Here is a 25,084-nt window from a genome sequence, read left to right on the forward strand (position 1 = left end):
ATCCGCGACTCTGGCCTCGACTCAGGAAGGACGCTTCATCTGGCAGCTGGTGGGCGTGCTGGCCACATAGGGCTCGAAATACTTCACGGGGGCAAAGGTATAGCCCGTGTTCTCGGAGTCCATGGGGTATTTGCCGCCGGCCTTCTCCCAGCGCGCGATGTACAGGCCCTGCTGCAGCTGGTGATCGCTCTTGCGCATCTCGACCTCCCCGTTGTAGTTCTGGAACTTCATGCCCTCCATGGTCGCTGCAACCTTGACGGGATCGGTGGTCTTGGCTCTCGCAAAAGCCTGATCGAGCATGTTCAGCCCCGTGTACACGGTGCCGGTGTACATGTCCTCGTTGACCTTGGCCTTGAAGCCCTTGACGATCTTCTCCATGGCACCGGGCATGTTCAGGTGACCATAGCCCACCATATAGACCTTGCCTGCTGCAGCCGCCCCCATGGCCGTGGGAGCGCCGGTGGCAATGCCGTAGTAGGTGTAGAACTTGACGTTGTTCAGGCCGGCATCGTTGGCGGCCTTGATCAGCAGTGCCAGGTCCGAACCCCAGTTGCCGGTGATCACCGTGTCGGCGCCCGACTGCTTGATCTTGGCCACATAGGGCGCGAAATCGCGTACCTGGGCCAGCGGCGAGAAGTCGTCGCCCACGATTTCCACATCGGGGCGCTTGCGCTTGAGCATTTCCTTGGCGTACTTGGACACCTGCTGACCGTGCGAGTAATTCTGGTTGATCAGATAGACCTTCTTGACCTCGGGCACGTCCTTCATATACGTGGTCAAGGCCTCCATCTTCATGGACGTATCGGCATCCAGGCGGAAATGCCAGTAGCTGCATTTGCTGTTGGTCAGGTCCGGGTCCACGGCCGCATAGTTGAGGAAAACGACCTCCTTGCCCTTGTTGCGGGCATTGTGCTTTTCCAGCGCATCCATGATGGCCAGCGCCGGACCCGAGCCGTTGCCCTGAAACACATAGCGCACCCCCTGGTCCATGGCCGAGCGCAGCGCGGCCGTGGTCTCCTGCGGACTGAGCTTGTTGTCGATGCCGATGATCTCGAACTTCACCCCTGAAGCACTGCTCTTGTTGATTTCCTCCGCCACGTACTGCAGGCTTTTGAGCTGGTTGGAACCCAGCGCTGCCATCAGGCCCGAGAGCGGGTCAATCCAGGCGACCTTGACGGTCTCTCCCTTCTGCGCCACCGCACTCCCCGCGCACGCCAGGATCACCGATGCTGTCAAAGCCTTGATTGCAAACTTCATAGAGCGTCTCCGTAGGTGTTTATGAGCGACGCCCAGACTAAAGGGCAAGCCAGCGCCTGCGGCCTGGGGGTTGCCCTAGCGAATATCACATTGGCGACTGCAGGGTTTACCTCAGGAAAAAGCGACCGAAAAGACAGCAACACCGGTCTGAAAAAGATGCCCTGAGGCATTGTTGCTCCAGCAGCCAACGACGGCAAAAAGCTTTCCGTCAGCGCAAGGCCGCTGGAGCTGCCCGGCACCTGCGGCACGGACAATTCCCGACCTCATGCGGCAACCCTCTCTCGGGCATCCAGCAGGCGTAGCTGCGACTGCCCGCATGGTCTCCGGCCAGCAGCTCGGCCAAGCCGGGCCGCTGATCGAAGCATTCGCCCCCGCGTCACACACCGATCATTGAGGCTCTCGGGCGTACCCCGGGGCCCATGGCGGTGCACGCCTACCGGATGCTGACGCACAATGCGGTGCATGGCCGGCGAAGGCCATCTGCCGCGCCGGTGGATCCGATCGCCGTGGAGGCCACCAGATCGGCAGATCGGCTCGTTGCCCTGCACCAGCCCATCGACCCGCACGGCGCCAAGTGACAGCGGCAAGGAATCCGCAGGCCCGGCAAAGGCGCACTCCGGCCACCGCTTGCGCCGTGCGGTCGGCGCGGCACGGCCTCTGGCCCGCTGGCGCCAATGCCGGCCCCCACCACCGGCCCAGCAAGGCGGCTGCCTGAAGCTGGCTCCGCTGCAAGTCGTGGCCGCAGCCTCTGCCTGGGCCAGCCGTTGCAAAAATCGGGAATCGAAGGCGTGGAGGCCAGCCGATGGCCGCAGCACAAGACCCCAAAAGCCATCGTCGCACGACGATGGCTTTGCCCTGGGCCCGCCCCGGAGGAGCCGTTCAGGCGGCCGAGGGCAGCCTGTAGTCCTTGAGTTCCTCGCGCAGACGGGTCTTGAGCATCTTGCCGGTGGCACCGATCGGAATCGCTTCCACAAACACCACATCATCGGGGATCTGCCACTTGGCCGTCTTGCCCTCGTAGAACTTGAGCAGCTCTTCGCGCGTGATTTCCGCGCCAGGCTTCTTGACCACCGCCACGATGGGGCGTTCGTCCCACTTGGGATGCGGCATGCCTATGCAGGCCGCCATGGCCACGGCCGGGTTGGCCATGGCGATGTTCTCTATATCGATGGAGCTGATCCATTCGCCGCCGGACTTGATCACGTCCTTGCTGCGGTCGGTGATCTGCATGTAGCCGTCGGGATCGATCGTTGCCACATCCCCTGTCGGAAACCAGCCGTGGCCGTCGGTGCCTCGCACCAGGGGGCTGCCGCTACCTTTGTAATAGCTGTCGATGATCCAGGGGCCTCGCACCAGCAGATCGCCATAGCTCTTGCCGTCCCAGGGCTGCTCGTCGCCGGCATCGTTGACGATCTTCATCTCCACGCCATAGATCGCACGCCCCTGCTTCTGCCGGATCTTCATCTGCTCTTCCTTGGGCAGATCCAGGTGCTTGTTCTTGAGGGTGCACAGCGTGCCCAGCGGGCTCATCTCCGTCATGCCCCAGGCGTGCAGCACCTCCACACCATAGTCGTCCTGGAAGGCCGCAATCATGGCCGGCGGGCAGGCGGAGCCGCCGATCACCGTGCGGTTGAGCCTGGAAAAACGCAGGCCGCCCGGCTTCATGTATCCGAGCAGCATCTGCCAGACCGTAGGTACGCCGGCGGCAAAGGTCACGCCTTCGGCCTCGATCAGCTCGTAAACCGACTTGCCATCGAGCGCAGGTCCCGGAAAAACCATCTTGCAGCCCGTGAGCGCCGCCGAATACGGCAGCCCCCAGGCATTGACGTGGAACATGGGAACCACGGGCAGCACCGAATCACGGGCCGACAGGCACATCACATCCGGCAGCGCGGCTGCATAGGCGTGCAAGGTGCTGGAGCGGTGGCTGTAGAGCACGGCCTTGGGATTGCCCGTGGTGCCGCTGGTATAGCACATGCTGGAAGCAGTGTTTTCGTCGAACTGCGGCCAGCGGTATTGATCGGACTGGCCCGCAATCCAGCTCTCGTAGCTGACGAGGCCCGGAACGCCGCTGTCGGCCGGCAAGCGATCCGCATCGCAGAGCACCACCCATTGCTGCACTGCGGGGCATTTGGCATGCACCGCCTGGATGATGGGCAAGAAGGTCAGGTCAAAGCACAGCACCTTGTCTTCGGCGTGGTTGACGATCCAGGCAATCTGCTCGGGGTGCAGCCGCGGGTTGATGGTGTGCAGCACCCGACCCGAGCCGCTGACGCCGAAATACATCTCCATATGCCGGTAGCCATTCCAGGCCAGGCTGGCCACTCTGTCACCCTGGGACAGACCCACGGCATCGAGCCTGTTGGCCAGCTGGCGCGAACGGGCCGCCAGCTCCTTGTAGGTGTAGCGGTGGATATCGCCCTCTACACGGCGGGAGACGATCTCCCCGTCGGCATGGTTGCGCGCGGCAAACTCGATCAGGGAAGAAATCAACAGCGGCTGGCTTTGCATCAGACCCAACATTGGCAGTCTCCTGGATAGCGTTGTGGTGTTCGGGATGCATCCTAGCGCGGGCTTCCGGGACGTCATCTGAGGACTGTCACCAATGCGTAACATTGGCGACGTTTGTCCGCCCCCTCTCCCTGAACCACCCGCAGGTACCCAGGGAAAAACCTAGGAGCCCTTCACCTCCAGCCGTCCCAACAACCCTGCAAGCCCTGTCCCTGATGCGGCTCAAGCACAATGCCTGCATGAGCGAAACCCCTGCCCCGCAATGGCGCAAGCCCGGCCGCTTCGAAGCCCTGGGCCCGGCTTTTTTCACCTATCTGCAACCCACGCCCGTCCCCGATCCGCACTGGATTGCCACCAGTGCCAGCACGGCCCGCGGGATGGGCCTGAGCCTCGAATGGCTGCGCAGCGCCGAAGCGCTGCAGATCCTCAGCGGCAATACCGTCTCCGGCGACGGCAACGGCGGCAGCAAGCCACTGGCCACGGTCTATAGCGGTCACCAGTTCGGCGTCTGGGCCGGGCAGCTCGGCGACGGCCGTGCCATCCTGCTGGGCGAGACCGCACAGGGCTTTGAAGTCCAGCTCAAGGGAGCAGGCCGCACCCCGTATTCACGCATGGGAGACGGGCGGGCCGTGCTGCGCTCGTCGATTCGCGAGTTTCTCTGCAGCGAAGCCATGGCGGCACTGGGCATTCCCACCACGCGTGCGCTGGCGCTGACAGGCTCCCCCCTGCCCGTGGCGCGCGAGACCATGGAAACCGCCGCCGTCGTGACCCGTGTGGCCGAGAGCTTCATCCGCTTCGGCCACTTCGAGCATTTCGCCGCACGCGATATGCAGACCGAACTCCGGGCCCTGGCAGATCTGGTCATCGACCAGCACTATCCCGAGTGCCGCACAGCCACCGCGCTGAACGGCAACCACTACGCCAATTTGCTGCAGGCCGTGAGCGAGCGCACGGCCCGATTGCTGGCCCTGTGGCAGGGCGTGGGCTTTTGCCACGGCGTGATGAATACCGACAATATGAGCATTCTGGGCTTGACCATCGACTACGGCCCCTTCCAGTTTCTCGACGCCTTCGACCCCGGCCATATCTGCAACCACAGCGACAGCCAGGGCCGCTATGCCTTCAACCGCCAGCCCCAGGTGGCCTACTGGAATCTCTATTGCCTGGGCCAGGCGCTGCTGCCGCTGATCGGCGACGAAGAGCTGACGATTGCGGCGCTGGAGTCGTACAAGACCGTCTTTCCCGCCGCCTATGCGCGCCAGATGCTGGCCAAGCTGGGCCTGCCCGAGAACGAGGCCGGCACGCCGGCCACCGAAGGCCGCTTTGCGCTGCTGGTCAACCCGCTGCTGGAGATCCTGGCCGACAACAAGGTGGACTACACCATCTTCTTCAGTCGCCTGACCGATGCCGTCGCACAAGGGCAGACAAAGCCGATCGACTTCGAGCCGCTGCGTGACATCATTCTTGACCGGGCCAGCTTCGACGCCTGGTCGCTCACTTATTCAGAGCAGCTGGCGCAAGTGGATAGCGTGCAGGCCATGGCTTTGATGCAAAAATCCAATCCGCGCTTCGTGCTGCGCAATCATCTGGGCGAGACCGTGATTAGCGCGGCCCAGGCCGGCGACTTTGCCCCGGTACAGCAGATGCTGGCCGTGCTGCAATCCCCTTACCACCCGCACCCGGACCACGCTGAATGGGCCGGATTTCCGCCCGACTGGGCTTCCTCGATCGAAATCAGTTGTTCATCATGAGCTTTCCTGTCCAGAAATCCGACCAAGAATGGCAAGCCTTGTTGCAGGACAAGGGGGCCGAAGCTGCGGCCTTCCAGGTCACACGCCACGCGGCCACCGAGAGGCCGTTCACCGGCAAGTACGAACAATTCTGGGCCGACGGCAGCTACCACTGCATCTGCTGTGGCAACAAGCTGTTCGACTCCCACACCAAATTCGATGCGGGCTGCGGCTGGCCCAGCTTTGACCAAGCCGTCCCCGGTGCCATCACCAATATCGAGGACCGCAGCCATGGCATGGTGCGCACCGAAACCGTGTGCAGCAATTGCGGTGCACATCTGGGCCACGTCTTTCCAGACGGTCCCACCGACACCGGCCTGCGTTACTGCATGAACTCGGCCTCGCTGGATTTCCAGAACGAGCCCCGAAAATAAGTGCTGACGAGGATTGAGCTGCAAGGCCTCCGCCCTTCCGGGCCGTGCCCGCTGCGCGGTGCTTGTCCATCAGCTTTGATAGCTGAATCCGTCCAATGCGCAAGGCTTTGCTCATGGTATGGCTCAGGCTTTCGGGCATGATGCGGCTTGGCTCGCAGCACCCGGAGCCTTGCCGGTGCTGCGCAGCCTGAATTTCAGAACGACTACCATTTCGCGCATGAAGCTGCTGATTGATTTCTTCCCCATCATCCTGTTTTTCGTGGCCTTCAAGGTCTGGGACATCTACACCGCCACGGCCGTGGCCATCGTGGCCACCGTGGCGCAGATCGCCTATCTGCGCTTCAAGACCGGCAAGATCGAGCCCATGCAATGGATGAGCCTGGGTGTCATCGTGCTGTTTGGCGGTGCCACTTTGCTGGCCCATGACGACAACTTCATCAAATGGAAGCCCACGGTTCTGTACTGGCTCATGGGCGGCGCGCTGCTGGTCGGTCAACTGGTGTTCAAAAAGAACCTGCTGCGCTCCGTCATGGGTGCGCAGCTGCAGCTGCCCGACGCCATCTGGCTCAAGCTCAACTGGGCCTGGACCGCGTTCTTCGCGACCATGGGCGCGCTCAACATATGGGTGGCCTACAACTTCGACACCGACACCTGGGTCAACTTCAAGCTATTTGGCGGCATGGGACTGATGATGGTGTTCGTGATTGCCCAGGCCATCTACATGAGCCGCTACCTGCCCCAGGACGGCACAACCGATACCGCCGAAGCCAAGGACAAGCAGCCATGAACCCGACCATCAGCGCCCAGGCCATGGACGCTGCCCTGCGCGAACGTCTGGCCCCCACCCTGCTCGAAGTCATCGACGAGAGCTACCAGCATGCAGGCCATGCCGGTGCCAACGGCAGCGGAGTGGGCACGCATTTCCGCGTACGCATTGCCTGCCCTGCCTTTGATGGCAAAAGCCGCGTGGCACGTCATCGCCTTGTGTATGATGCACTGCAAGACTTCATTGACCAAGGTGCTCATGCCATCGCCATTGAAGTACTTTGAGAACCCACGGTTCTGACTACAGGCTCCTTGACGGGAGCCTGTTGTGTATGGACTGAACTTCATTCACTTTTCTCGATCTCAACTCGAATGAGCATGAAACAAAAGCAACTGGCCCGCATCGTGGGCGCCACAGTTCTGGGCTTTGCCGCCCTGTCCGCCTCGGCCCAGAATGTGGCCATCGTCAATGGCAAGGCCGTGCCCATGGCCCGTGTCAACGCCCTGAAGGCCCAGATCGAAGCCAGCGGCCAGCCCGTCGCTCCCGAAATGGACAAAATGATCAAGGACGAGGTCATTGCGCGTGAAGTCTTCATGCAGGAAGCCAACCGCCGCGGCCTGGCCGCCTCCGAGGCCTACAAGCAGCAGATGGAAATGGCACGCCAGACCGTGCTGATCCGCGCACTGTTCGAAGACTTCCAGAAGAAGAACCCCGTGACCGATGCAGAAGCCAAGGCCGAATACGACAAATTCGTCGAAGCCAACGGCGGCAAGGAATACAAGGCCAGCCACATCCTGGTGGAGTCCGAAGACCGCGCCAAGGCCATCATCGCCGAAGTGAAGGCCGGCAAGAAGTTCGAAGACATCGCCAAGAAGGAATCCAAGGATCCCGGATCGGGTGCCCGTGGCGGCGACCTGGACTGGGCCAACCCCAACAACTACGTGCCCGAGTTCACCGAAGCCCTGATCAAGCTCAAGAAGGGCGAGATGACCGACGCGCCCGTCAAGAGCCAGTTCGGCTGGCACATCATCCGCATGGATGACGAGCGACAGGCCGAAATGCCCAAGTTCGAAGATGTCAAACCCCAGATCACGCAACAGCTGCAGCAGCAAAAGCTGCAGCAATTCCAGGATCAACTGCGCAAAAGCGCAAAAATCCAGTAACATGCTCTTACGCCAGTCTTGAAAAGGACTGGCCAGACCATCACCCAAGCCCGCGTCAAGCGGGCTTTTTTTGTTTCATCGCTGCGGTGCTGCTACATCTTCCGAAGCACCTTGACCAGCCTCGGAGTGAGCTGGCGGCCACTGCTCGGGATTTCGTGGACGGCAATGCGGCATCTTGCGCGCGGCAGCTGAATCCTGATCAGCCCCCTCTTTTGCGTCTTGCAGACGCTGCCGTGCCTCGGTCTGCAGGGGACACGGTGGCAATGGTGCGGACCGGGCCGGGTCCTGCGGCGCCGGGACATCCGCCGCCGGGGCAGCGTCCGCGCCTCGGGGACGCGCATTGGCTTGCGGAGTCGTGCGTGCAGCCGCAGCCGCGCTTGCGGCGGGAGCGGCTGCGGATAGCGGCGCAGAGCCCGACGCAGACACGGCGGTGTCCGTGCCCTTGGCATCCGGTGCCAGCTCTGCCTGCACGGAAGCCTCGCGCTCTGTGGACTTGTGGGTCTGCGCAGACGGAGGGTCAGCGCTGGCGGACCGCGGCGCACCGGACTCCGGGCCCTTGCCCGGTCCATCCCACCAGGCCGCGTGCTGCAACATCAGCCATCCCGCCAAGCCGATGGCCGCCAGTCCGCCCAGTGCACGACCCAGCCAGAAGCGGTCGTTGGCGGCAGGGGTGCCCGACTGCCCGGGCAACGGCGAGTCCATGCCTGCCGCACGTCGGCGTGCATGCGCGAGAATGGCGGCGCTGCTTTGCGCCCTGGGGCCACGATCCTCTGCCACGGCCTCGTGGTAGAGCTCGCGCAGCAAATCGGGCCTGTCTTCGCCAGACGGGGTTTCGGGGTGCATATTCATGCCAGTTCCTCCAGCGCGGCGCGCAGTTTGGCACGCGCATAGCGCAAGCGGCTTTTGGCTGTTTCCTCGGCAACACCGGTGGCCTGGGCAATTTCGGCCAGCGTCAGATCCGCCTCGACCTGTAGCAGAAAACACTCGCGCTGCTCGGCAGGAAGCCCTGCCAAGGCCGCCAGAATGGCCTGGGCCATGAGTTGGCGATCCAGTTGCTGCTCGGGCTCGAAGCCAGAGGCCGCAAACAGGCTTTCGGCCAGCTGCAGGGACTCTTGCGTGTCGGCCGACAGGCTGATGCCCGGTCGTTGCCTGCGCCAATGATCGACCAGCCGGTTGTGCGCCATGGTGAACAGCCAGGTCGTGAACTTGCTGCGCACCTCATAGCGGGAGGCGCTGTCCACCACGGAAAACCAAAGGTCTTGCGCCAGATCGTCGGCCAGCGCCGCATCGCCGGTGTTGCGATAGAAATAGCGCCACATGCGCACACTGTGCCGGGCATACAGCGTCTCGAATGCCGCAGCCTGCCCTGCGGCATAGCTGCACATCAGGGCTTCATCGGCGGGTGTATCTGGTGCAGGCTGCGGTGCGAGCATGCCCGCGATTATGCAAATTCCGCAGCTCACCTTGTTCAGTTGCGGGGCGGGTCCGGGACAAAGCCATTGTCGCCAGGAAAAGGATTGGGCGCGCGCGGCTGCGATGGCCGTGGACGAGGCTCGCGGATCACGCCTCTGGCGACCAGATTGGCATAGCTGTCGTAGCGGATACGCACCATCTGCCGGGGCTGCTCGGTGTCGGCCTCGAACTCCACCTGGGTGACTTGCGAGCGCTCAACAGCGCCATGGCCCGTGCCCAGCGAAGGTGCCGGCGAGGCCTGTGGTGCCCGGCGCTCGGCGCTGCTGCTCTTGCTGGCCGCCTTTGACACGGCGACATCCGCCGCCGCAGACTCAGCCGCCGAGGCACTGGCCTGCGCTTGCGGTTCATGGAGCGGCCCCTGGTAGGCGGCAGGCTCGGGCAGCTTTTCACGGTACAGCGCAACTCCGATCACACCAACTTCCTGCGGCCTGCCGGTCCTGGCGGCATAGGACATATCGCTTTCGGAGAAATAGAACGCGGCCACGTTGTCATTGCTCTTGCGCCAGCCCCGCACGTCATAGCTGTCGCCCGCATCCAGCACATAGCCGCCTTCGGCGCGGGAGCTCGCCGTGCGGCCGTTGATGGCATTGACCCCGTCGACGCTGATGACGCCCATGATGCGACGGCTCTCGAGGTTGCGGATGCGCACCGCATAGTTGGCACCGGGGCGGCCCACCACCCACAGCTCGCCCTCGTGGCTGTACTGGGGCAGTACCCGCCCCGTGGCACGTTCGACGATGCTGATCTGGGCCAGCTTTGGGTTGCCGCGCGTCCAGGCCGAAGCCGGCGCGGCGACCGCCATTGCGACAGCGCAGAGCAGCGAAGCGCGCAGCAAGCGGCCGCGCGACAGCAAAAAACCGGGAACCGGGGGTTCGATACGGACAGACAACATGGACAAGGCCTCCTCAAGATACAGCCACGGCGGCTGAAACAAACTTGTCGGAGGCTGAAACGCAGCAGCAGACGCAACGGGGTCAGGACAGGCGCTCCGATTTGCAAGCATTTGCAACATGGCTTTGCGCCTCCGTCCTGCCCTGGCCTGGCATGTCTGGCACAATCGCCCTCGCTGCGGCCCAAGGCGGGCAGCCATGCTGGGGGTGTCCTGACCATGACCGGTCAGGGCTGAGAGAGTCCCTTTGAACCTGATTGCGCAGGCGTTGTCTTGGCGACCGCCTGCCCGAGATCATCCTCGCGCAGGGAAGCTGTCCAAGGTGTCAGACTGCGACGGGCCATCTCTTTCATGGCCTGCCGCGCAAGCCCTGCGGCCCCTGCTTCGTTTTTCTGGCGGAGCATTCATGAATTCATCTTCCTTCACATCGGCCAATCGGGCCCTGGCCCCGGTGACGGCGCAGGAGCGCGTCTTTGCCTGGCGCGACCATGCCTCGCTGTGGTTCAGCCTGGGCGTGGGCCTGCTGGTCATGCAGATGGGCGCCTATCTGCTGCCCGCGCTCAGCCCGCTGCATGCGCTGATCGCGATAGCCATCGGCTCACTGATCGGCGCCGGCCTGCTGGGCTGGGTGGGCAAGCTGGGCTGCGACAGCGGCCTGTCCAGCGCCGGGCTGATGCACAGCGTCTACGGCCGCCACTTCGCTCGGCTGCCTATCGTGCTCAACATCATCCAGCTGCTGGGCTGGGGCAGTTTCGAGCTGGTGGTGATGCGCGACGCCACCGTGGCGCTGGGCCGGCAAAGCGGCATCATGGGCGCGCCCTACTGGCCCTGGCTGGCCACGCTGCTCTGGGGCAGCGTGATCCTGCTGCTGATGAGCGGCTCCATGACCACCCTGGTGCGCCGCATCATCTCGCGCGTGGCCTTGCCGCTGGTGATGGCATCGCTGCTGTGGCTGAGCTGGCAATTCCTGAAAATGGCTGGCGCCACCGGCCTCGGCCCCCTGCTGGCCCGCGAGGGTGCAGGCGGCATGAGCATGCTGGGCGCCGTCGATCTGGTGATCGCCATGCCCATCAGCTGGCTGCCGCTGGTGGCCGACTATGCGCGCCACGGCAAAAGCGGCAAATCCGCGCTGACGGGAGCCTGGACCGGCTTTGCCCTGGCCAATATCTGGTGCTACTCCCTGGGCGTGCTGGTGGCCCTGACCCTGCCCAGCGAAGACCTGGTCACGGCCCTGCTGCTGGCCCAGGGCGGGCTGGTTGCCCTGTCGCTGATTCTGATCGACGAGGTGGACAACGCCTATGGCGATGCCTACTCTGGCGCCATGTCGGCCCACAGCCTGCAGCCGGGCTGGAGCATTCGCCGCTGGGGCCTGCTGATCGCATCCCTGTGTACCGCGCTGGCCATGGTGCTGCCCATGCACAGCCTGGAGCCATTTTTGCTGTTGCTCAGCTCCTGCTTTGTGCCTCTGTTCGGCGTGATGCTGGGCCGCCTGGCCTTTGGCACCGATGCCGTGGAGCTGATGCAGAAAGCGCCCGCCGTGCGCTGGGATGCCGTGGCCATCTGGGTGCTGGGCATTGCCTTCTATCACCTGCTGCCCTATGTCAGCACGGCCCTGGGCTCGGCCCTGCCCACGCTGGCGCTGACCTTTGTGGTGGCAATCGCCACACGCCAGCTGCAGCCGCGCTCTGTTACCGTCTGAGCAAAAACAATTTCAATAGCAACAAATGCCCTTTAACAGGGCGTTTCCGCAATTTTCTCTGTTTTCATCTTGCGCCCGCCGCCTGCAACAGCTGCACCACGGCCTGCTGCCCGCGCTGGCGTGCATGGGCCAGGGCCGTCACCCCTTCCTTGTCGGGCAGGTTCAGATCCGCTTTCGCTTCGATCAAGGCCCGGATGATGGCCTGATAGCGAGGCCCGCCATCGCCCAGCACCACGGCTTCCATCAGGCAGGTCCAGCCCAGCCGGTTGACATGGTTCACATCCACACCTGCCGTGATCAGCGCATGGGCTGTTTCCAGATGGCCGCGCTCGCAGGCCGGAATCAGGGCCGTTCCGCCATAGCGATTGGTGCTCTTGAGATCGGCGCCATAGGAAATCGTCATACGCACAATCTCCAGCCGGCCCTGCGCGCCGGCCAGCAGATAGGCGCTGTCCTGCATCTGGTTCTGGATATTGGGGCTGGCACCATGCATCAGCAGCGAACGTGCCACCTCGATATGGTTGGCTGCCGTGGCCAGCAGCAACGGGGTATTGCCCCGGGCGTCCTGCACGTCGACGGGCGCGTTGCCGGCCAGCAGATGGCGCACCGCCACGGCATCGCCCTGCGCGGCAGCGGTCAGCAATGGCGGGCCCAGCATCTGCGAATCCCCGGCTTCTGACGCTGCAGCAGCGGCAGGCATTGCCGCCAGAGCATTCGCCGAAGTGCCGCTCTGGCAGGCCATGAGCAGCATTGCTGCGGCAGACGCCGTCAATGCATGCGTCCATCGGCTGGTCAACGAGGCGCTCCCATCGGCTCCGGCTGGCTGGTTCATGGCACTCCTTGATGGCTGTCGGGCGTTCAGCCCCTGTCAGCTTTCTACAGGAACTATAGCTAACCACGCAAGTCCGATGAGCGTTACCGCCTGTTTTCAATCGATAAAAGGAGAATCTTCCCCGTGCCTTGCAACCCACGCCGCACCGCCCGCTGGATCCGCACCGCCGCCACTTCAAGCCTGATCGCGCTGGGCGCGCTCCTGTTGCCAGCCCTCGCACACGCCCAGGAATTCGTCAGTATCAAGGGCAAGACCGTGAATGTTCGCGAGCAGCCCAACACCCGCTCCGCGACCCTCTGGGAGCTGAGCCGCGGCTACCCGCTGCAGGTCACCCAGCGCAAGGGCCAGTGGCTGCGCGTGAAGGACTATGAGTCCACGCTGGGCTGGGTCCACGCCCCGCTGACCAGCAAGAGCCCGCACATGGTGGTGACGGCGCGCACGGCCAATCTGCGCTCCGGCCCCGGCCTGAAGCACAACCGGGTCGGCAAGCTGGAGCAGCACGAGGTGCTGCAGACGCTGAAGAAGCAAGGTAGCTGGGCCCAGGTTCAGCGCAGCAATGGCCAAAGCGGCTGGGTGGCCAAGAATCTGGTCTGGGGCTGGTAAGCCCGGCAACAGGCGCCCCAAAAGGCAAAGGCCTGCAACTGCAGGCCTTTTTTGCGAGTGTCGACAATCAGCCTTCGACGATCAGCTGCGCGCGCGGCGCATAGCCGTGGTTGAGGGGGCCGTGGCCCTGGCCGGTGTAGACCTCGGCTCCCGCCTCGATGGCGCCCAGGATATAGCGCCGCGCCTCGGTCACTGCAGCCTCCAGCGCCAGCCCCTGGGCCAGGAAGGACGCAATCGCCGACGACAGCGTGCAGCCCGTGCCATGGCCGTTATGGGTGACGATGCGCTGCGACTGCAGGCGCAGATAGTCGCTGGCCTGCCGGCCTTGCCGGCCCAGCACATCCATGACCAGATCGCCGCTCAGATGGCCGCCCTTGAGCAGCACCGCCGGTGCCCCCAGGGCCAGCAGATCGGCCACGGCCGCATCCAGCGCCTCGATGCCGTCAATGCTGCGCCCCAGCAGCAAAGCCGCTTCATCCAGGTTGGGGGTGATCACCGTCGCCAGCGGGAACAGTTCCTGGACCAGCGCCTGCGCAGTCTCGGGAACGATCAGGCGGTCGCCGCTGGTGGCCACCATCACGGGGTCCAGCACCACGTTCCTGATGCGGTTGCGACGGATCGCATCCGCCACCACGCTCACCACATCGGGGGTTGCCAGCATGCCGATCTTGACGGCATCGACGCCGATGTCTTGCACAACGGCATCGATCTGGCCGCGCACGGTATCCAGCGGAATGCCGTGAATGCCCGTCACGCCCAGCGTGTTCTGCACGGTGATGGCCGTGATCGCCGTCATGCCGTAGCAGCCCAGAGCCGCACAGGTCTTGAGGTCGGCCTGGATGCCGGCGCCACCGCCGCTGTCCGAGCCGGCGATGGAGAGCACGCGTGCATAGCGCTTTTTTGCGGCGCCAGAGATAGAGGAAGGAGCAATCACTGTCATGGCAAAAATTATCGCCCATGCGCATGGTCAATGCGTGCTGTTTGCGGTTGTGCTGTAATGTCCAACGGACGAAACAGGGGTGTCCCGCAGGCAAGCAGCCTGTGCGGACTGAGAAACACCCTGGGGCTGCGCCAGCTGCCGGCTGCGCACCAGAGCACCATCCGTGCCCTGTGCCCCCTGCACCCGATCCAGGTCATGCTGGCGTGGGGAGTTTCACAAGCCGCAAGGCATGCCGCGTTTTGTCCTGCACATGGCCCTGTTCCTGTGTCCGGATGGAAAACGATTTGCACATGTCATTGCTACAAGCCTCTTCAAAGATCGCCATTCTCGGCGGCGGCCTCATGGGCCGTCTGCTGTCGCTGGCCCTGGCCCAGCGCGGTCACGCCATCGACCTCTATGACGCGCACGGCCCGCAAGGCGATGGTGCTGCGGCGCGCGTGGCGGCTGCCATGCTGGCGCCGCTGGCCGAGTCGGCCATTACCGAACCCGGCGTGGTGCGCATGGGCCAGCATGGGCTCAAGCGCTGGCCGGAGCTCATAGCTCAGCTCGAGCAGCATGTGTTCCTGCAGCAGAACGGCACGCTGATTCTCTGGCACCGCCAGGATCAGGGCGACGCAGCGCGCTTTTTCGGCCTGCTGGAGAAAAACCGGCGCATCAACCCCAGCCTTCCGGCCATGCAGGAGAAAACCGGCGCCGCGCTGCAGGACTGCGAGCCCGCGTTGCAGGGGCGCTTCAATCAGGCCGTCTATCTGCCCGGCGAAGGCCAGCTGGACAACCGCCAGCTGCTGACGGCGCTGGTCGACAAGCTCAGCGCCCTGGGCGTGCAACTGCACTGGGACAGCCCGCGCGAGGTCGGCGACTTCCGCCCCGGCGAGGCCGGCCAGCCCGACTTTGTGTTCGACTGCCGGGGCCTGGGGGCTCGCACCCAGTGGAAGCAGCTGCGCGGCATTCGCGGCGAGGTGGTGCGCATCCATGCACCCGAAGTCACGCTGCAACGCCCCACACGCCTGATTCATCCGCGCTACCCCATCTACATCGCGCCCAAGGAAGACCATCTGTTCGTGATTGGCGCGACCGAGATCGAGTCCGACGACATGTCGCCAGCCAGCGTGCGCTCCACGCTGGAGCTGCTGAGCGCAGCCTATACCGTGCACTCCGGCTTTGCCGAAGGCCGGATTGTGGAGATCGCCACCCAGTGCCGCCCCACCCTGCCCGATAATCTGCCCGCCGTGCGCCTGCTGACCCCGCGCGTCATGGAAGTCAACGGCCTCTACCGCCATGGCTTCATGATCTCACCCGCCATGCTGGACGTGGTGCTGGAGCTGCTGGACCACAACGACTCGCCGCTGGCGCGGGAGTTCGATGTCGCCGTGCATCACGCCTGAGCTGCGAGCCCGAACTTTGGCGCACAGCACTTGCACCCCCGGTGCGCCCAAGTACCGCCGTGCAGAGGTTTAACTTAGCACCCGCTTTATTTTCCGTTTCGATGCCATGAAGATCACTCTCAACCAGCAAGCCACCGAGCTGCCAGCCCATGCCACCGTGGCCGATGCCCTGGCGCAGATGCAGGCCAGGCCCCCGTTTGCCGTGGCGGTCAACACGGTGTTTGTGCCAAAGACCCAATATGCCGACCATGCGCTCAACGAGGGCGACAGGATGGAGGTCATCTCTCCCGTCACCGGCGGCTGAAAAATGAATCCCCCTGAGTCGCTTCGCGCCTTCCCCCCCAAGGGGGACGGCACCTGCGCTGCGAGGCGGCTCTTGCTGGGTGCCACTGACTTGGCACATGCCTGTTTGAGGTTCATTGGGCTCCACGCGCATTGCGGCACAAAGACAAGAGATATAGATAAACCATGAATACCAAAACCACCGACGACGCCCTGGTTCTCTACGGCCAGCGTTTTGAAAGCCGCTTGCTGCTGGGCACCTCACGCTACCCCTCGCCCGCGATTCTCGAAGCGGCCGTGGAGCGCTCCAGGCCCGCCATGGTCACGGCCTCGCTGCGCCGCCAGGGCAGCAATGCTGCCGAGACCGGTGCCAGCTTCTGGGAGCTGCTGCGCAAGCTCAAGGTGCCCGTGCTGCCCAACACGGCAGGCTGCATGACCATCCAGGAGGCCGTGACCACGGCCCAGATGGCGCGCGAGGTCTTCGACACGCCCTGGATCAAGCTGGAGCTGATCGGCGACGACTACACGCTGCAGCCCGATACGCTCAATCTGGTGGAAGCGGCATCCATCCTCATCAAGGACGGCTTCCAGGTCCTGCCATACACCACCTACGACCTGGTGCTGTGCCAGAAGCTCGTTGACGTGGGCTGCCAGGCAGTCATGCCCTGGGCCGCGCCCATCGGCACCGGCCGCGGCCCCATCAATCCCTATGCCATGCAGATGCTGCGCGAGCGCCTGAAGGTGCCGCTGATCGTCGATGCCGGCCTGGGCCGCCCCTCACATGCCTGCACCGTCATGGAGTGGGGCTATGACGCCGTGCTGCTGAATACCGCCGTGGCACTGTCCGAAGACCCCGTGGCCATGGCCGGTGCCTTCTCCGATGCCGTCAATGCCGGTCACGCCGCCTGGCGCGCAGGCGCCATGGCCGAGCAGAACGCCGCCCAGCCCAGCACTCCCGTGCTGGGCACCCCTTTCTGGCATCAGGAATAAAGGCCTGCCCATGGACTCCGCAGAAATCAAGGCTCTGGCGCAAGCCATCGTCCACCAGCACAGTGCCAACTTTGGCGCCCAGCTGCACCACGATGCCGACTCGGTCGAGCTGACGCCCCAGCCCGTGCCGCCCGCACTGCGCCAGGAACCCGCCTATCTGGCCGCGCTGGAGGCCTGCAGCCAGCTGGGCTTTATTGCCGTGGATGCTGAGACTCTGGCCCAGGCCTGGCAGTGCCAGAGCGAGCGCAACAATCACTTCGATGCCACCCACTGGCCCGACGACCCGCGCGACTTCGGTCTCGGCGCGGCCGACCCGGCACAGGCCTTTGCCGATTGCCCGCGCGAGCTGGGCCTCTATGGCGTGCTGCCCAACGCCGAATGGGTGGGCCGCATGGCCCGCGCGGGCGTGCCCACGGTACAACTGCGCTTCAAATCCGGCGACCAGGCCGCCGTGGCCCGCGAAGTCAGGGCGGCTGTTGAAGCCGTCAAGGGCACGAACGCACGTCTGTTCATCAACGACCACTGGCAGGCCGCTCTGGACGCTGGCGCCTACGGCATCCACGTCGGCCAGGAAGATCTGGACGTGATCGGCCAACGCGATCTGGAGACCATCCGCGCCTCGGGCACCCGCCTGGGTGTCTCCACCCATGGCTACGCCGAGATGGTGCGCGCCCATGCCGTCCAGCCCAGCTATATCGCCCTGGGAGCGGTGTTTCCGACCACGCTCAAGAAGATGGCGACGGCACCGCAAGGTCTGGCGCGCCTGGCCGCTTATGTACGGCTAATGCGGCATTACCCGCTGGTGGCGATTGGTGGTATTTCCGAAGACCTGTTCCCTGCCGTGCGCGCCACGGGTGTGGGCTCGGTGGCCGTGGTGCGCGCCCTGGTCAATGCCCCCGACCCCGAGGCTGCAGCCCGGCATCTGCTGCAGCGCATGCAGGCTGCTGTCTGAGCGTATCGAAGCACATCGACTTCCCATTCAATAGCCGCTGGCACTTGATACACAGGTGCCGGCGGCTATTTTCACGTCGAAAGACGCAAAACTCCCACCGTGCCAGGTCTGACCGGCGCAGAGAACGCCGGAAATGGCCAGAAGAAATGCCCGCAGTCTGCGGGCTTTTTTCTGGAGCGCAGCTGCGCAGGCCGCATGGCCGCTGGGTTTTCTCGATTGACGCAAGCCCTCTTCGCCGAAACGGCGGACACACAGGTGACAACCCTGAGTCCATCAGCTTCGGCATGGCCGGTCCCACACGCGACAATGGGGCGGTTACCAGTCACGCATAAGACAGAACATGGACGAGCCAATTCTTAGTATGGAAGAACGTGAGGCGATCAACTCTGGTCGCTGGTTTTCATCCCTTTCGCCCTCTTTGCGGCACGACATTCTTCGATGCGCTTACGTCAAACGATACAAAGATGGCATGCTCATCTGCGCTCGCGGCGAACCGCCCGAGGAGTGGATTGCCTGTGCGCGTGGCGCGGTGCGGGTCAGCTCCACCTCCATCACGGGCAAGCAGATCACGCTGACCTATGTGGAGCCGGGCATCTGGTTCGGGGATGTGGCGATTCTGGATGGCGACAAGCGCACACACGACGCCTATGCGCATGGCGAGACCACGCTGCTGTGCCTGACCAAGGCAGATTTCAAGCGCATTCTGGCCGAGCATGTGGAGTTCTCCGAGGCAATCCTGCGCCTCAATGCCCGCCGCGTACGCCAGCTCTACGGTCTGGTGGAAGACCTCAACACCTTGCCGCTGCGCGCGCGCCTGGCCAAGCAGCTGCTGCACCTCACGCGCAGCTATGGCGTGATGAGCCTGTCGGACAGCAACGAGATCCGCATCGGCCTGCATCTGGCACAGGAAGAGCTTGCGCAATTGCTGGGTGCCTCGCGCCAGCGCGTGAACCAGGAACTCAAGTCCATGGAACGCGAGGAAGTCATTCGCATCGAACCGGGCGGCCTCATCGTGCGCGACCGGGTGACGCTGCTGCGCATCGCAGACACCGACCACTGATTCACCCCCTGAGCGGCTTTGCCGCTTCCCCCTCTCTCGCTTCGGTGCGCTTGCGGGAGGGGGACGATGCCATCGCCGCGAGGCGGCTCTTGCTCGGCATCTCTGGCTGGGATCGCGCCAGTTTTCACCTTTGTTTCTCTCTTGCCGCGTTCTGCGGCAGCACTCCCATTTCACGCATTCGCTCGCTGCACTTTTGTGCGGCGTGGCGGGCTGCGCCTTGCCCATCGCAAATCGAACAAAGGACTGAGACAGCATGAGCACTTATGAGCATTTCGTCGGCACCCGCGCGGTTTCCGATCAGCACGCATTTGACACCGATGCCATGACGGCCTGGATGAGCCGTCATGTGCAGGGCTTTGAGGGTCCGCTGCAGGTGGAGATGTTCAAGGGCGGCCAGTCCAACCCCACCTACAAGCTGATCACGCCCGGCAAAAGCTATGTGATGCGTGCCAAGCCCGGGCCCGTGGCCAAGCTGCTGCCCTCGGCCCATGCGATCGAGCGTGAGTACCGCGTGATGAAAGGCCTGGCGGGCACCGATGTGCCCGTGCCGCACATGTATGCGCTGTGCGAGGATGAGTCGGTCATCGGACGCGCCTTCTACATCATGGAGTTCATGGAAGGCCGCGTGCTCTGGGACCAGTCCCTGCCCGGCATGACCGCCGCACAACGCGCCGAAATCTACGACGAGATGAACCGCGTGATCGCCGCACTGCACAGCGTGAAGTTTGTCGAACGCGGCCTGGCCGACTACGGCAGGAGCGGCAACTACTTCGAGCGCCAGATCGCCCGCTGGAGCAAGCAGTATGTGGCCTCCGTGACCCAACCCATCCCCGAGATGGACCAACTGATGGAATGGCTGCCCGCCCATATGCCGGCCAGCGCGCGCGACGAGGGCCGCGTCTCCATCGTGCATGGCGACTACCGCCTGGACAACCTGATGTTCCACCCCACCGAGCCGCGCGTGATCGCCGTGCTGGACTGGGAGCTGTCCACGCTGGGCCATCCGCTGGCCGACTTCAGCTATCACTGCATGAGCTGGCATATCCCGGCCGAGCTGGGGCGAGGCATTGCGGGGCTGGACATTGCGGGCCTGGGCATTCCTGCCGAGCACGATTACATCAGGCGTTACTGTCAGCGCACCGGGATTTCGGACGTGGAGGCGCTGCAGCGCGACTGGAACTTCTACCTGGCCTACAACATGTTCCGCATTGCGGCCATCCTGCAAGGCATTGCCAAGCGCGTCGAGGCCGGAACGGCCTCCAGCGCCCAGGCCAAGGCCTCGGGCGATACAGCCCGCCCCATGGCCGAACTGGCCTGGTCCTTTGCCCAGCGCGCCTGATTCTCCACCACGCAACCCGACCGTCCCACAACAAGAGGAGCACTCATGGACTTCGACTACTCGCCCAAAACCAAAGACCTGCAGCAGCGCCTGCTCAAGTTCATGGACGAACACATCTACCCGGCAGAAAAGGAGTATGCCCAGGAGATGCAAGCCAACACGGCCGCCGGCAAACGCTGGACGCCGCTGCAAACCATTGAAAAGCTCAAGCCCAAGGCCCAGGCCGCGGGCCTGTGGAACCTGTTCCTGCCCGTGGACAGCGCCGAAGCCTCGGGCTACCACGGCGCGGGCCTGACCAACCAGGAATACGCACCGCTGGCCGAAATCATGGGCCGCGTGCCATGGGCTTCCGAAGTCTTCAACTGCTCCGCGCCGGACACCGGCAATATGGAGACCATTGCCCGCTACGGCAGCGCCGAACTCAAGGAGCGCTGGCTCAAGCCCTTGCTGGAAGGCAAGATCCGCTCGGCCTTCGCCATGACCGAGCCCGAAGTCGCCTCCTCCGACGCCACCAACATCTGCACGCGCATCGAGCGCCAGGGCGACGAATACGTGATCAACGGCCACAAGTGGTGGATTTCGGGTGCCGGCGATCCACGCTGCCAGGTCTTCATCACCATGGGCAAGACCGACCCCGAAGCGGCCAAGCATTCGCAGCAGAGCATGATCATCATCCCGGCCGATGCCAAGGGCATCCGCATCGAGCGTCCGCTGAACGTGATGGGCTATGACGATGCGCCCCACGGCCATATGGAGATGTATTTCGAGAACGTGCGCGTTCCCGTCGGCAATATTTTGCTGGGCGAAGGGCGCGGCTTCGAGATCGCCCAGGGCCGCCTGGGCCCGGGCCGCATTCACCACTGTATGCGACTGATCGGCCTGGCCGAGCGTGCGCTGGAGTTGATGTGCAAGCGCGCCAGCAGCCGCGTGGCCTTCGGCAAGAGCGTGGCCCAGCAGACCGTGACGCAGGAGCGCATTGCCGAGGCGCGCTGCAAGATCGACATGGCGCGCCTGCTCACGCTCAAGGCCGCCTGGCTGATGGACGTGGCCGGCAACAAGGTGGCCAGGACCGAGATCGCCATGATCAAGGTCGTCGCCCCCAGCATGGCCTGCCAGGTCATCGACTGGGCCATGCAGGTCCACGGCGGCGGCGGCATGTGCGACGACTTCCCACTGGCCTACGCCTATGCCGCAGCACGCACTCTGCGCTTTGCAGACGGCCCCGACGAGGTGCACCGCAACGCCATTGCCAAGTGGGAGCTGGGCAAATACGGCAGCTACGGCAAGAACGCCGAAGTGCCCATCACGCGCGGCGGCTGATGCCAGACAGCGGTAGCGCATCGCGCCGCTGCTGCTGCCCGGAAACAAAAAACACCCCGTCAGCCACGGCTGAGGGGTGTTTTTGTTTCGAAGGCAGACTTGTTATCCGCTAGTAATATAGAAGCTTACACCGCCCTATATCCAATGATTTCAGATATAAAACATCTTGAAATTCAATGAATCAAAGCGATAAAAGCTTCTTAATCAATAGCATCATAGCTAGCGGCACCGGGCCCGGCACCGCACGCCCACACCGGGCTTAGAAGCTCTCCCACTCTCCATCGTCTGCCGTTGCGGCCTTTTGCGGCTGGGGCGCTGCTGCGCTTTTCGCGGGGCTCAGAACCGGCGGCGTGCTCGCCGCCGACATCACGGGGCGCTTGAGCGCAGCCGACGAGGCCTTGAGCGGGGCCTGAGCCTTGATCGCAGCCCTGGCAGGCCCTGGCCTGAGCGCCGCTGGAGCCAGGGCCGGCGTGGCTTGCAGGCCGGACTGGGACTGGGCACCGAGCTTGAAGAAGCTCACTGTCTCGGCCAGCGCGGCGGCCTGGCTGCGCAGCGCGTCGGTCGCGGCCGCAGCCTCCTCCACCAGGGCGGCGTTCTGCTGGGTCATCTGATCCATCTGTGTCACGGCCTGCGTGACCTGCTCGATACCCGAGGTCTGCTGGTGGCTGGCCACCGAGATCTCGCCCATGATGTCGGTCACGCGGCGCACACTCATCACTATCTCGTCCATGGTCCTGCCGGCCTCGTCGACCTGGGTGCTGCCTTCCTGAACCTTGCTCACCGAGTCATCGATCAGCTGCTTGATCTGCTTGGCCGCCTCGGCCGAGCGCTGGGCCAGGGTGCGCACTTCGGAGGCCACCACGGCAAAGCCACGGCCCTGGTCGCCCGCACGGGCCGCCTCCACCGCCGCGTTCAGCGCCAGAATATTGGTCTGGAAGGCGATGGAGTCGATCACGCCGATGATGTCCACGATCTTGCGCGAGGACGCGTTGATGGCGGACATGGTCTGCACCACCTGGGCCACGGTGGCACCGCCGCGCACGGCCACCTGCGATGCGGCAGAAGCCATCTGGTTGGCCTGCTGGGCATTGCCGGCATTTTGCTGCACCGTGGCGGTCAGCTCTTCCATGGAAGCAGCCGTCTGCTCCAGCGAGCTGGCCTGCTCTTCGGTGCGCGAGGACAGATCCTGGTTGCCGCTGGCAATCTGGCTGCTGGCCGAGGCAATCGAGTCCGTGCCCTGGCGCACCTGGCCCACGATGCGCTGCAGGCTGGTGTTCATGTCCTTGAGCGCCTGCAGCAGCTGGCCCACTTCATCGCGGCTTTGCACGGTGATGCTGGCGCTCAGATCGCCCGCGGCCACGGACTGGGCCAGCTGCACGGCAGACTGCAGCGGACGCGAGATGGAGCGAGCGATCAGCACTGCCAGCACCACACCAATGACGATGGAGCCCAACAGCAGCGCCATCACCCACCACCGGGCCGCAGCATACAGGTCGTCGCCCGCCTGATTGGTCTCCTCGGTCGCCTGGTGATTGATCTCGCTGAGCGCCTCCAGACGCGTATTGATGCCGCGACTGATCCTGAGGGCTTCGCCGCGCAAAATCTCGCTGGCGTCATCGTTGAGCAGTTGATGCGAAAGATCCACCACCTTGGCCGTCTGCACGGCATAGGCCTTGAGCTCTTCTCCGATTTCAGCCAGCAGCGCTCGCTCCTTGTCGGTTCTCACGTACTTGGTGTAGGACTGCAGGTTCTGGAGCAGCTCGTCCCAAAGCTTGGGCATGCTCTTGTCATAGACCGCCATTTCCTCGGACGTCTGTGCCATCACATGCTGCATGGTCTGCGAACGGTAGCGCTGCAGTTGGTAACGCATGTCCTGCAGGTTGCGGGCAGCCGGCAGCCACTGACGCGCCAGATCGGTGGCCGTGGCATTGACACGCTCCATCTGCACCAGGCCATACAGGCCCGATACCGCACTGATCAGCAGGATCAGCACAAAAGACACCAGCAGCTTGTTGGCCAGCTTGAGGTTGCGAAAGAAGTTCATGGGGGATAAGAGGGCCCTGGACGACCTGGAAGGTCTGGCACCCGCGAGATGGGAAATAGGGGAAACGTTCCGAAAGCGAAAGCGCGTGCACACTGCGCGCGCCTGCGGATTCTATGCAGTATTTGTTACTGCGAGTAACGTTGTCCATGAATAAATCCGATGGTGCCATCAGGGACATAGCTGGGGTCAAAAAGACACCCGGATGCAGGCCTCGAAAGCCCTGTCAAAGGCCATTGCATCCCCAGAGCCGTTTGGCATGAGAAAATCACCCGTTATCTATCAGCAAGAACAACGGACTCACCATGGAAGCAGAACGCGTCAACTCTATCGGCAACACCCTCCAAGATCTGTCCGAGCGCACGGCAGATCTCCGGAGGTATCTTTGACTACGATGCCAAGTACGAACGTCTGCGCACGGTAAACGCATCGCTCGAAGACCCGACCGTCTGGAACGACCCCAAGAAGGCGCAGGAACTGGGCAAGGAAAAGAAGTCGCTCGACTCCGTCGTGCTGACGCTGGAGAAACTCACCACCGAGCTGGCCGACAACGTCGAGCTGTTCGAGATGAGCAAGGAAGAAGGCGATGACGCCGGCCTCGAAACCATCGAAGCCGAAGCCGCCAAGCTCCGGCCGCTGATCGAGGAACTCGAGTTCCGACGCATGTTCAGCAACGAGGCCGACCCGCTCAACTGCTTCATCGACATCCAGGCCGGTGCCGGCGGCACCGAAGCCTGCGACTGGGCCAGCATGCTGCTGCGCCAGTACCTGAAGTACGCCGAACGCAAGGGATTCAAGGCCACGGTGGAAGACGAAACGCCTGGCGATGTGGCAGGTATCAAGAGCGCCACCATCAAGGTCGAAGGCGAGTACGCCTACGGCCTGCTGCGCACCGAAACCGGCGTGCACCGGCTGGTGCGCAAGTCGCCCTTCGACAGCTCGGGCGGCCGTCACACCAGCTTTTCCTCCCTGTTCGTCTACCCCGAGATCGACGACTCCATCGAGATCAACATCAATCCGGCCGATGTCCGCACCGACACCTACCGCGCCTCGGGTGCGGGCGGTCAGCACATCAACAAGACCGACTCGGCCGTGCGCCTGACCCACATCCCCACGGGCATCGTGGTGCAGTGCCAGGACGGCCGCTCGCAGCACAGCAACCGTGACGTCGCCTGGCAGCGCCTGCGCTCCAGGCTGTACGACTTCGAGATGCGCAAGCGCATGGAAGAGCAGCAAAAGCTCGAGGACACCAAGACCGATGTGGGTTGGGGGCACCAGATCCGCTCCTATGTGCTGGACAACAGCCGCATCAAGGACTTGCGCACCAACGTCGAAGTCTCGGCCACACAGAAGGTGCTGGACGGCGACCTGGATGTGTTTATCGAAGCCTCGCTCAAGCAAGGCCTCTGATCCTAGAA

23 protein-coding genes and 1 riboswitch are annotated in these 25,084 nt (G+C 63.7%); of the genes, 15 read left to right on the plus strand and 8 right to left on the minus strand.

The annotated features are described in order from the left end of the window. Positions 1 to 21 precede the first annotated feature (21 nt). Positions 22 to 1,257: a branched-chain amino acid ABC transporter substrate-binding protein gene (locus E2583_RS05455; protein ID WP_291593829.1), complete on the minus strand. Its 1,236-nt coding sequence runs from the start codon at positions 1,255 to 1,257 to the stop codon at positions 22 to 24. Between the two features lie 879 nt (positions 1,258 to 2,136). Further along, positions 2,137 to 3,780 carry a 3-(methylthio)propionyl-CoA ligase gene (locus tag E2583_RS05460; RefSeq protein ID WP_291593830.1) on the minus strand — a complete coding sequence of 548 codons (1,644 nt, stop codon included), beginning with the start codon at positions 3,778 to 3,780 and terminating at the stop codon, positions 2,137 to 2,139. Positions 3,781 to 4,007: 227 nt separating this feature from the next. Here E2583_RS05460 and E2583_RS05465 point away from each other — a divergent pair, with 227 nt between their 5' ends. The 5 genes from E2583_RS05465 to E2583_RS05485 all read left to right on the plus strand — a co-directional run bounded on the left by E2583_RS05465 (position 4,008) and on the right by E2583_RS05485 (position 7,861). Then, positions 4,008 to 5,519 (plus strand): YdiU family protein, encoded by a 1,512-nt coding sequence (locus E2583_RS05465; RefSeq protein ID WP_291593832.1) that lies wholly within the window; start codon positions 4,008 to 4,010, stop codon positions 5,517 to 5,519. Further along, positions 5,516 to 5,932, plus strand: a complete 417-nt coding sequence (msrB, locus tag E2583_RS05470) for a peptide-methionine (R)-S-oxide reductase MsrB (RefSeq protein WP_291593834.1) — start codon at positions 5,516 to 5,518, stop codon at positions 5,930 to 5,932. The genes E2583_RS05465 and msrB overlap by 4 nt, the downstream gene beginning before the upstream one ends. Before the next feature lie 217 nt (positions 5,933 to 6,149). Next, the gene (locus tag E2583_RS05475; protein WP_291593836.1) at positions 6,150 to 6,719 is read left to right on the plus strand and encodes a septation protein A; all 570 of its coding nucleotides are present in this window, start codon (positions 6,150 to 6,152) and stop codon (positions 6,717 to 6,719) included. Next, complete coding sequence (locus tag E2583_RS05480) at positions 6,716 to 6,982, plus strand: BolA family transcriptional regulator (protein ID WP_291593838.1); 267 nt, start codon at positions 6,716 to 6,718, stop codon at positions 6,980 to 6,982. Before E2583_RS05475 ends, E2583_RS05480 begins: the two co-directional genes overlap by 4 nt. 93 nt (positions 6,983 to 7,075) lie before the next feature. Next, positions 7,076 to 7,861 carry a peptidylprolyl isomerase gene (locus E2583_RS05485; RefSeq protein ID WP_291593840.1) on the plus strand — a complete coding sequence of 262 codons (786 nt, stop codon included), beginning with the start codon at positions 7,076 to 7,078 and terminating at the stop codon, positions 7,859 to 7,861. 75 nt (positions 7,862 to 7,936) lie between these two features. Here the strand turns inward: E2583_RS05485 and E2583_RS05490 are convergent, their stop codons facing one another. The 3 genes from E2583_RS05490 to E2583_RS05500 are packed head-to-tail and all read right to left on the minus strand — an operon-like array spanning position 7,937 to position 10,226. Next, positions 7,937 to 8,710, minus strand: a complete 774-nt coding sequence (locus E2583_RS05490; RefSeq protein ID WP_291593842.1) for a hypothetical protein — start codon at positions 8,708 to 8,710, stop codon at positions 7,937 to 7,939. After that, positions 8,707 to 9,294 carry an RNA polymerase sigma factor gene (locus tag E2583_RS05495; RefSeq protein ID WP_291593844.1) on the minus strand — a complete coding sequence of 196 codons (588 nt, stop codon included), beginning with the start codon at positions 9,292 to 9,294 and terminating at the stop codon, positions 8,707 to 8,709. Before E2583_RS05495 ends, E2583_RS05490 begins: the two co-directional genes overlap by 4 nt. A 35-nt stretch (positions 9,295 to 9,329) precedes the next feature. Then, the gene (locus tag E2583_RS05500; RefSeq protein ID WP_291593846.1) at positions 9,330 to 10,226 is read right to left on the minus strand and encodes a hypothetical protein; all 897 of its coding nucleotides are present in this window, start codon (positions 10,224 to 10,226) and stop codon (positions 9,330 to 9,332) included. A 403-nt stretch (positions 10,227 to 10,629) separates the two neighbouring features. Between E2583_RS05500 and E2583_RS05505 the strand changes: the two genes are divergently transcribed. After that, complete coding sequence (locus E2583_RS05505; RefSeq protein WP_291593848.1) at positions 10,630 to 11,922, plus strand: cytosine permease; 1,293 nt, start codon at positions 10,630 to 10,632, stop codon at positions 11,920 to 11,922. Positions 11,923 to 11,986: 64 nt separating this feature from the next. Here the strand turns inward: E2583_RS05505 and E2583_RS05510 are convergent, their stop codons facing one another. Then, positions 11,987 to 12,754 carry an ankyrin repeat domain-containing protein gene (locus E2583_RS05510; protein ID WP_291593849.1) on the minus strand — a complete coding sequence of 256 codons (768 nt, stop codon included), beginning with the start codon at positions 12,752 to 12,754 and terminating at the stop codon, positions 11,987 to 11,989. 123 nt (positions 12,755 to 12,877) lie between these two features. On the opposite strand from E2583_RS05510, the gene E2583_RS05515 reads away from it, so the two are divergent. Beyond that, complete coding sequence (locus tag E2583_RS05515) at positions 12,878 to 13,357, plus strand: SH3 domain-containing protein (RefSeq protein ID WP_291593851.1); 480 nt, start codon at positions 12,878 to 12,880, stop codon at positions 13,355 to 13,357. 67 nt (positions 13,358 to 13,424) lie between these two features. On the opposite strand, the gene thiD is transcribed toward E2583_RS05515, so the two are convergent. After that, a complete protein-coding gene (gene thiD, locus E2583_RS05520; protein ID WP_291593853.1) occupies positions 13,425 to 14,297 on the minus strand; it encodes a bifunctional hydroxymethylpyrimidine kinase/phosphomethylpyrimidine kinase in 873 nt (290 codons plus the stop codon). 65 nt (positions 14,298 to 14,362) lie between these two features. Next, a riboswitch (TPP riboswitch) is annotated at positions 14,363 to 14,524 on the plus strand. 63 nt (positions 14,525 to 14,587) lie between these two features. Here thiD and E2583_RS05525 point away from each other — a divergent pair. The 7 genes from E2583_RS05525 (at position 14,588) to E2583_RS05555 (ending at position 21,625) form a co-directional block, all read left to right on the plus strand. Then, complete coding sequence (locus tag E2583_RS05525; RefSeq protein WP_291593855.1) at positions 14,588 to 15,682, plus strand: FAD-dependent oxidoreductase; 1,095 nt, start codon at positions 14,588 to 14,590, stop codon at positions 15,680 to 15,682. A gap of 106 nt (positions 15,683 to 15,788) precedes the next feature. Beyond that, a complete protein-coding gene (thiS, locus tag E2583_RS05530) occupies positions 15,789 to 15,986 on the plus strand; it encodes a sulfur carrier protein ThiS (protein ID WP_182283326.1) in 198 nt (65 codons plus the stop codon). Between the two features lie 164 nt (positions 15,987 to 16,150). Beyond that, on the plus strand, positions 16,151 to 16,954 hold the full coding sequence (locus E2583_RS05535) for a thiazole synthase (RefSeq protein WP_291593859.1): 804 nt from the start codon (positions 16,151 to 16,153) through the stop codon (positions 16,952 to 16,954). A gap of 10 nt (positions 16,955 to 16,964) precedes the next feature. Continuing rightward, positions 16,965 to 17,906: a thiamine phosphate synthase gene (gene thiE, locus E2583_RS05540; RefSeq protein WP_291593861.1), complete on the plus strand. Its 942-nt coding sequence runs from the start codon at positions 16,965 to 16,967 to the stop codon at positions 17,904 to 17,906. Between the two features lie 340 nt (positions 17,907 to 18,246). Beyond that, positions 18,247 to 18,966: a Crp/Fnr family transcriptional regulator gene (locus E2583_RS05545; protein ID WP_291593863.1), complete on the plus strand. Its 720-nt coding sequence runs from the start codon at positions 18,247 to 18,249 to the stop codon at positions 18,964 to 18,966. A gap of 253 nt (positions 18,967 to 19,219) precedes the next feature. Beyond that, positions 19,220 to 20,305 carry a phosphotransferase gene (locus tag E2583_RS05550; RefSeq protein ID WP_291593865.1) on the plus strand — a complete coding sequence of 362 codons (1,086 nt, stop codon included), beginning with the start codon at positions 19,220 to 19,222 and terminating at the stop codon, positions 20,303 to 20,305. Between the two features lie 45 nt (positions 20,306 to 20,350). After that, entirely contained in the window at positions 20,351 to 21,625 is a 1,275-nt protein-coding gene (locus E2583_RS05555; protein WP_034377687.1) for an acyl-CoA dehydrogenase family protein, read from the plus strand. A gap of 259 nt (positions 21,626 to 21,884) precedes the next feature. Here the strand turns inward: E2583_RS05555 and E2583_RS05560 are convergent, their stop codons facing one another. After that, positions 21,885 to 23,669, minus strand: coding sequence for a methyl-accepting chemotaxis protein (locus tag E2583_RS05560; protein WP_291593868.1), 1,785 nt, complete (start codon positions 23,667 to 23,669; stop codon positions 21,885 to 21,887). Between the two features lie 302 nt (positions 23,670 to 23,971). Between E2583_RS05560 and prfB the strand changes: the two genes are divergently transcribed. Next, positions 23,972 to 25,076 (plus strand): peptide chain release factor 2 gene (gene prfB, locus E2583_RS05565; RefSeq protein WP_291593870.1). Its coding sequence is split into 2 segments (ribosomal slippage): positions 23,972 to 24,052 and positions 24,054 to 25,076, totalling 1,104 coding nucleotides; the frame shifts between segments, so codons are not numbered across the junction. Positions 25,077 to 25,084: the final 8 nt, after the last annotated feature.

It is taken from the genome of Comamonas sp., from assembly GCF_009360615.1.
Classification (GTDB): domain Bacteria; phylum Pseudomonadota; class Gammaproteobacteria; order Burkholderiales; family Burkholderiaceae_C; genus Comamonas.